This window comes from Petrotoga halophila DSM 16923 (genome assembly GCF_002924615.1).
Map to the genome: position 1 here is coordinate 1 of NZ_JALY01000285.1, position 7,042 is coordinate 7,042.

At 31.7% G+C, this 7,042-nt stretch carries 6 protein-coding genes and 1 pseudogene; 2 read left to right on the forward strand and 5 right to left on the reverse strand.

Features of this window, described 5'->3' with window-relative positions:
• Positions 1 to 403, forward strand: a pseudogene (locus tag AA81_RS13035) (hypothetical protein); the annotation flags it as partial.
• Positions 404 to 578: 175 nt separating this feature from the next.
• Here the strand turns inward: AA81_RS13035 and AA81_RS13040 are convergent.
• The 3 genes from AA81_RS13040 to AA81_RS13050 all read right to left on the reverse strand — a co-directional run bounded on the left by AA81_RS13040 (position 579) and on the right by AA81_RS13050 (position 3,526).
• Complete coding sequence (locus tag AA81_RS13040) at positions 579 to 797, reverse strand: 2-oxoisovalerate dehydrogenase (RefSeq protein WP_103899276.1); 219 nt, start codon at positions 795 to 797, stop codon at positions 579 to 581.
• A 131-nt stretch (positions 798 to 928) separates the two neighbouring features.
• On the reverse strand, positions 929 to 2,248 hold the full coding sequence (locus AA81_RS13045; RefSeq protein ID WP_103899277.1) for an MFS transporter: 1,320 nt from the start codon (positions 2,246 to 2,248) through the stop codon (positions 929 to 931).
• A 48-nt stretch (positions 2,249 to 2,296) separates the two neighbouring features.
• A complete protein-coding gene (locus tag AA81_RS13050; protein WP_103899278.1) occupies positions 2,297 to 3,526 on the reverse strand; it encodes an MFS transporter in 1,230 nt (409 codons plus the stop codon).
• 590 nt (positions 3,527 to 4,116) lie between these two features.
• On the opposite strand from AA81_RS13050, the gene AA81_RS13055 reads away from it, so the two are divergent.
• On the forward strand, positions 4,117 to 4,446 hold the full coding sequence (locus AA81_RS13055; protein WP_103899279.1) for a tRNA-binding protein: 330 nt from the start codon (positions 4,117 to 4,119) through the stop codon (positions 4,444 to 4,446).
• Between the two features lie 81 nt (positions 4,447 to 4,527).
• Here the strand turns inward: AA81_RS13055 and AA81_RS13060 are convergent, their stop codons facing one another.
• Both AA81_RS13060 and AA81_RS13065 read right to left on the reverse strand, forming a co-directional pair.
• Positions 4,528 to 5,346 (reverse strand): radical SAM protein, encoded by an 819-nt coding sequence (locus AA81_RS13060; protein ID WP_169999794.1) that lies wholly within the window; start codon positions 5,344 to 5,346, stop codon positions 4,528 to 4,530.
• A 409-nt stretch (positions 5,347 to 5,755) separates the two neighbouring features.
• Positions 5,756 to 6,907, reverse strand: coding sequence for a bacteriocin-associated integral membrane family protein (locus AA81_RS13065; RefSeq protein WP_169999796.1), 1,152 nt, complete (start codon positions 6,905 to 6,907; stop codon positions 5,756 to 5,758).
• Positions 6,908 to 7,042: the final 135 nt, after the last annotated feature.

Genomic DNA, 7,042 nt, shown 5'->3' on the forward strand with positions numbered 1-7,042 from the left:
AAAGATACATTTAGTAAGTGCATCTTTACTAACAAACATTCAAGAACCAAAAATCTACACAAACAAAAATATAACCTTCAACGAACATCCTTTTTATTTGGGAAGGAAAGAAGTTGTAAAAAGGTTTATGAAAGACTTAAATAAAAAGAATTTAAAAGAGTTCATGGAAAATTACATTGGCCTTGATACAAGACAAAAAAAGACAGTAGAAAAGTTCATAATGAATTACGGTAGGTACTACGATTTGAAGGATATACCCAAAGAATTCACACCGAAAGTGCCAAAAGAGATTGATCCATTCGTGAAAAAATATACGTTAAAAAGAAAACCTTCTGCTGTTTCTTTTTATGTGTTTGAAGGAGAAGAAAGAGAAGAGTTTGTAGAAATTATTGGCAATTTTTAATTGAAAAACGCCCATGTTGGGCGTCTTTTTTGATTCTATCATTAGTTTTGCGATCAATTTTGCAAATTTAGTTTTATCTTTAATTTCTAATCCTTCAAATAACAAAGACTGGTTGTTTAGAAAAGAATTTTTTATTTTTTGAAAATTTCTTCTACCAGCTGCTCTTTTTGGAACTTTAGGCGTATTTGAATGTCTCTTCTTTTACAATACGCAATCTTATAATATCGGGAACATCTTCTTCTTTATCAAAGTGACATTTTATAGCATCTTTGATATTTTCTTTAAGCTCATCTAAGGAAGTTCCTTCCGTAAAGATCGATTCTCCCAAAGCCCTTGCGTTATATCCACCTTCTGGGTCTTCTTCTACTATAAATATTATTTCTTTGACTTTCATCAAATTCATCCCTTTTATTTTCTAGTTTCTAATAATATTATATCATATAAGGACAAATTGTCAGAAAACTGGGCATTAGATCATATTAGATGTCCGTGAAAAAGATTGGAATGAATCACTCTAACTTTCTCTTAATCCAAAACAGCATCTGGATTATTTTCTTCTAGGTTCATTACTACTTTATTAAATAGCATTAAAACACAAACGACACATAAAATCAAACCAGATAGAATGAACATAAGTCCTATCCCCCTGTTTTTCCCAACACCTATTAAAGAGCCAATCCACGTATTCGCTAATGTGCCTCCATCTATAAGAAGTGGATTGAATACTTTTTCTGCCAAAACACCTGATAATACAATTGCAACTGGAGTTATAATTTTCAAAAGTCCATCTATCACAGCGCCCACTCTACCCAAAACTTTACCCTCAATTTTTAGCTGCATTATGGTACCCAATGTTGCATTTGTGAATGGAACAGGCAACATAAATATGAAAAATCCCACGCCAATTATATACCAAACAGGCGATACACCCATCACACACAAACCTATACCTGATAGTATGAGGCTGATAAATATCGCTTTTACCCTATTTTTAATAGTTGGTATAACACTTGCAACTAACCCTCCTAAAACTAATGCTATTCCCGATATGGAATTTACCATCCCATAAATTACTGAATTATAATTGCCCATTATTATTGGTCCAACAAGCACAATACATAAATTAGCTATAAAGTTTAACAGGGCAAATACAGCTATGAGTGAGAAAAAACCTTGTTTTCCTTTTAAATATGTAAGGGTATATTTAAAATCATTGATTATATTACCCATATTTACCCTTTTATCTTCGATAACAGGCTGTGGGATTTTTTGTGATAGGACTGTCCCTATTGCTACAAAGAATGTTATAAAATCGATTGTTAATAAACCTGATAAACCAATTAAAGGGTATAGGGCTCCTGCTACTACAGGTGCTATTATATTTTGAATGGATGGGATTAATTGCATCATTCCATTTGCCCTACCAAGGTTTTTCTTAGGAACAATTTCTGGAATAGAGGCAGTGAATGCAGGCCCTTGAAATGTCCCAAATACTGCAGATATGAAGTTAATAGGGAAAATCATCCATAGTTTCATTTGCCCCGTTATAAGCAATATGATCATAAACATTTTTAAAAGTGCGTCAAATGCGTCTGTGAATATAATTATATTTTTCCTGTTTTTCCTATCAGCGACTGTTCCTGCGATCGGTGCAAAGATTATCCCTGGTAAAATCCGCATTAAAACAGTCATAGTAAAAGTCATTGCACTTCCAGTTGCTTCTAAAACCCAGACAGATAACCCAAAAGTTGTCAAACCAGAACCTAAAATAGAGACGAATTGCCCTATCCAAATTATCATAAATTTTTTCATGGATTTTTCTTGGTCTAACTTTTTTTGATTCATCCCTTTTAACCTCCTGATAATACCTTATGAAAACAAGCATTAATTTCACTAATTTGATTCCTCAACATTCTCAATCACTTCTCTCACAGTTCTTATTTTTGTACCAATTTTGATTAATAGAGTAATAGTAATAATACTTCCTATAAAGGCTAACAACCAATTGTAGCGAAAACCTATTTGATCCGCAATATAACCACTTACCAAAGGGATAGTGAAACCAAACAAGGATCCAGCAGCAGAAATAGCTGAAATATAAGATGCTCTCCTCTCACTTGGAATGAGATCGTGAACCCATACTGAACTAGCACTCTTATCTATGCCCAATCCCAATTCTATTAAACTGGCTCCTAAGTAGAAAGCAACAATTGAAGCGTGAGAAGCGATTGTAATAGAACCAATTGCAATTAAACTTTGCCCCATTATTGATACTTTCACACCTTCAAAACGCTTTAGAAGTATGCCTGCTAAACTATTTCCAACGGCTAAAACTACAAGAAAAATTGCCATTGTAAAACCTAAGTATGCAGTAGACAATTTAAGCTCTTTGACCATATATAATTGCCATATCATTACAAAGGTCTGGAAAGCAATTATTCCTGTCATAGAGTAAATCAAAATTAATCTCATTGTGGTACTTTTAAAAATATCAATTGTGTTTCGAACAAGGGCTTTTCTAAATGAAATTGCCCTATCTCCGTAATTTTCATTTAAAATGAAAATAAGAATGATCGATGTCCCAAGTGCCATTATACCAGCAACCAATAAGGGAAAATCCGGACGACCAATTGCAAGAACAGAGGACAGTAAAGCTATAATAGCTCCGAATATTAGTGAAATTGCATTTGCATTCGGAAACACTTTCGCTTTTAAATGTGCTCGACCTTCTTTAGTAATTTCATCTACAAACCAAGCTCCCGGAGTGCCGCTAATCAATGCAACACCGGCTGCCCAAAATAAAATACTCAAGATAAAAGTGAATAGATTATTTGCTTGGAAAAATACCAGTAACCCGATGGACCATATAAAAAATCCTAACACTAACGATCTTTTCCGACCGTATTTATCAGCAATGTTTCCAGTTGGAAAGTCTAATACACTTAACGCTATTGAAGCAATCGCTAATACCTGTCCGATCTGAAATGAGGTTAATCCCCTTATACCCATATGAGCAACATATACAGTGCCGAATAATTTATCAATACTTTCGTAAAGTATAATAATAAAATAATATTTCGTTATTGTAGAGTCAAGTTTGATTGATTTACCAAAACGCCCCATAGATCTTATCCTCCGGTTTTTATAAAATTACTGCCTTTAAAAATTCTAAAACTTAATATCTGTTCCCTTTGCCTCCGTTCATCACAGCATTTTCTTTTTCTTATTCAACCATTAGTTTTTTACCAAAGATATCTACGAATGTGAAACTCGCTCCCCACCCTTCTAAAGATCTTAATTTTATTATATACTTTTTCATATGGTTTTCAACTGTTTTTTTAATTGGCTTCAAATATGCATTGATAAACTATTACAGAGATCAGTCAAAAAATAGTTACGTTAAAATATTTACGATTTTTTTGCCGAATATACTGTTTTTGCCATTTCTTTTACTTATTATAAGAGAGTTATGATATAATGAACTTAAGAAAAAAATATAGAAGCTTCGAGAGTTGTTAACATTCCAAAGAAAAGGTTTTTGAAGTGAATTTTATTTTATATTTTTGTTGTTATTGGGTAAAGGAAAAAGGGGTTGAGAAATAAACATTAAACTATTGTGTGAAATTGTGAATAAAGAACAGTTTATAAATTCAATTTTGGATTATATATCGAAGGTATTTTATAATGAGTTGTAAACAAAGGAGCGAAGGAAGTTGATTCAATACGAAGATTTTGCAAAAGTTGAGATGAGAGTAGGGAAAATTATACAAGTTGGTGACTTTCCAAAAGCAAGAAAGCCTGCTTATCAACTTACCATCGATTTTGGAGAGTATGGATTAAAACATTCAAGCGCTCAAATTAAAGAGGTATATAAAAAAGAAAAACTTTTAAATCGACTTGTCATTGCGGTTACCAATTTCTCACCAAAGCAAATTGCTAATTTTATTTCAGAAGTTCTTGTATTGGGAGTAAATAACGAAAAAGGACAGGTTGTTTTACTGCATCCCGATAAAGAGGTCCCTTTAGGGGAAAGAGTGTACTAAAAGATTGGTAAAGAGTTTTCTTTTTTGTTTGTTCAACTTAATTATACTATAAGTCTGATAAATATCGCTTTTACCCGATTTTTACTTCTTTTTTATTTTATCATGATAAAAATAGATTCGGCAATCAACACCATATTTTTCACAGGTTTTTAATGTATCATCTTTCAACCTTTCCCAATAAGAATTATCATTCTTATTATAAATATTATCATACAAGGGTAGCAAATAGGGTCTGGTATCCTTTATGTAATTCATTACCCTTCCTTTATAACTACCTCTCAAATTTAAATTTTCAAAACAGATATAATGGGTATGCTTATAGATCTTCTCTATGATTGATTCATAATCACAGATCCCTGGAAAGATTGGAGATATAAATACATACGTATTGATTCCTTCTGCATTAAGTTTATATAAAACATCCAGTCTCTTTTCCACCGAAGAAGCATATGGTTCTATTTCTTTTCGAAATTTATCATCTAAGGTATTCATGGAAATCCCAACCTTAATATTTGAAAACTGCTTTATCAAATCAATATCTCGCGTAACTAATGCTGACTTCGTTAAGATCTCAACATGAGCCTTAGTTCCAGTAAGCTTCTTCAATATTTTTCTCGTCGCCTCATACTTTTTTTCGAACGAATTATATGGATCTGTAACAGAACTAAATAATATTGTTTGATTCTCTTTGAATTCAGGAATTTTTATTGATGAAACCTTCTTAATATCAATAAAATCTCCCCAATTATCATTATGGTTTGTAAAACGTTTCATAAATTCCGCATAACAATAAATACATTTATGCGTGCATCCAACATAGGGATTGCATACATAATCTGCATCCGGCAATTTAGTTTTTGAAAATAATTCTTTGACTTGAACCTCACTAATATGAATCAAATTTTTACTTCCTTCCTTGTTGTTTCCACTGCTTGCTACCACGATAAGAATTATGCTTTCTATCTTTTGGAAAAGGTTGTTAAGTATACCTTAACAGGGAGTCTCCTTTCTTCTAAGAAATTTACAAGAAACGTACACTCATTGAATTCATCTTTTCACTTCTTTAATTGAGATGTTTATATTTTTCAAAGCAGGCTCTTCTTTTCCTTTGTATTCTTTGCAGAGATTTTTTATTTCTATAATATCCATCAAATCCATCTCCCTACAGACAAATTTGTTGTTACTTGTTGACCATTCAACAATGCATTTTTGAAAACGGTTTTTGTGGTACTTTTAGCTATAAAATTTATTTAATCAGAAAACCCCATTTTTTCATTTAATCTCCAATCACAGAAAAAATGCACTAAATTTATGAAATGATCCTATAATATACTCTTGAGGTCAATTTGTAACTTATATAATAAACAACCGCAAAAATAAAGGCAATCACAAGAAAAGAATTGAGTATAATCATAAAATTGCTCATCCGGAAGGCTAATAATATTCTCCTTATTAAGAAAAGAGAGAAAATACCATGAAGTAACGCACCTAATAATGGTATAGAGAATATTCTTAACATCTGTTTATTGGTGCTCTTTTTTATTATTTTTTCGCTCACTCCCAACTTTCTGTAAATATCGTATCTTTTGGCATCTTCATACCCTTCGGATATTTGTTTGAAGTATAAAGTGAGTATAAAAGTCATCATAAACAATAAACTCATAAATATCAACAAAATCAAGCCACCCCCAAAGTACATTATCCATTCGTCTGATACTATTTTTTTGATCTCATAGAAAATCGTTCCTTTACTTTTTAAAGTATCATCTAAAGAGTAAAAAAATTCTGTATCAACCTCTTCTGTCACGTCAAACGAAATAACGTGACTTTCTTCAGTTGATCCTACTATTTCGTTAATTTCATTTATAGAATCAACTACGATATATAAGTGCCTAAACAAATAACCTTGAATCCGTTCTTTGATGTAAAAAGAATCTAATTCCAAAATTTTGAATTCCTTTTGAAGAGCTTGGTTTTGCATCTTTAAAGTTGAAAGATTTAAAGAGTTACTAAGCGAATAGATAGCTATTTCATTTTCTTCCAATGACAACTTTTCCGGAGCGTAATTATTGTAGTCTTCCAGCGGAATTATTGAGATTGCCCAATGATTACTAATGTTTTCTGGCGTTAGCGTTAGTCCAAAATACATTACATCCTCTTTTAGAATGGCGTCAGTTGTAAATTCATCATATTCAGCATAATTTACAAAAGTGGCTTGATATTCTTCTTTGAGGATATTTATACTTTCTTTTATACTAGCAGTTTCATTTTCTGAATTTGTTTCTATGTAAACGTCTCTGTTTAGTCTGTTGTCAATCATTGTTTCTTTTCCAAAGAATACAGAAGATGCTGTTGTAAGGGCTAAAAGTATCAATGTTGATAAAATACAGATATTCGCTAAGGAAATACCGTTTTTGCTCATCCTAAAAAGTAAGTTTGATGTTGGTATGAAGTTTTCCACTTTTAAAAACTTTTTACTTCTTTTCATTCTACTTATGTAATTTATGCTCACATAATTAAAAAATAAATAGGTTGCTATTATGATTAAAGGGACAGCTAAAAATATTCACAAAAAGCTTTTCAACCTAGTCATTAT

What these genes read in the sequence shown, in the direction of transcription:
- AA81_RS13050 (WP_103899278.1), bottom strand. Translation starts at nt 3,526, where the DNA reads ATGGGGCGTTTTGGTAAATCAATCAAACTTGACTCTACAATAACGAAA.
- AA81_RS13040 (WP_103899276.1), bottom strand. Translation starts at nt 797, where the DNA reads ATGAAAGTCAAAGAAATAATATTTATAGTAGAAGAAGACCCAGAAGGT.
- AA81_RS13045 (WP_103899277.1), bottom strand. Translation starts at nt 2,248, where the DNA reads ATGAATCAAAAAAAGTTAGACCAAGAAAAATCCATGAAAAAATTTATG.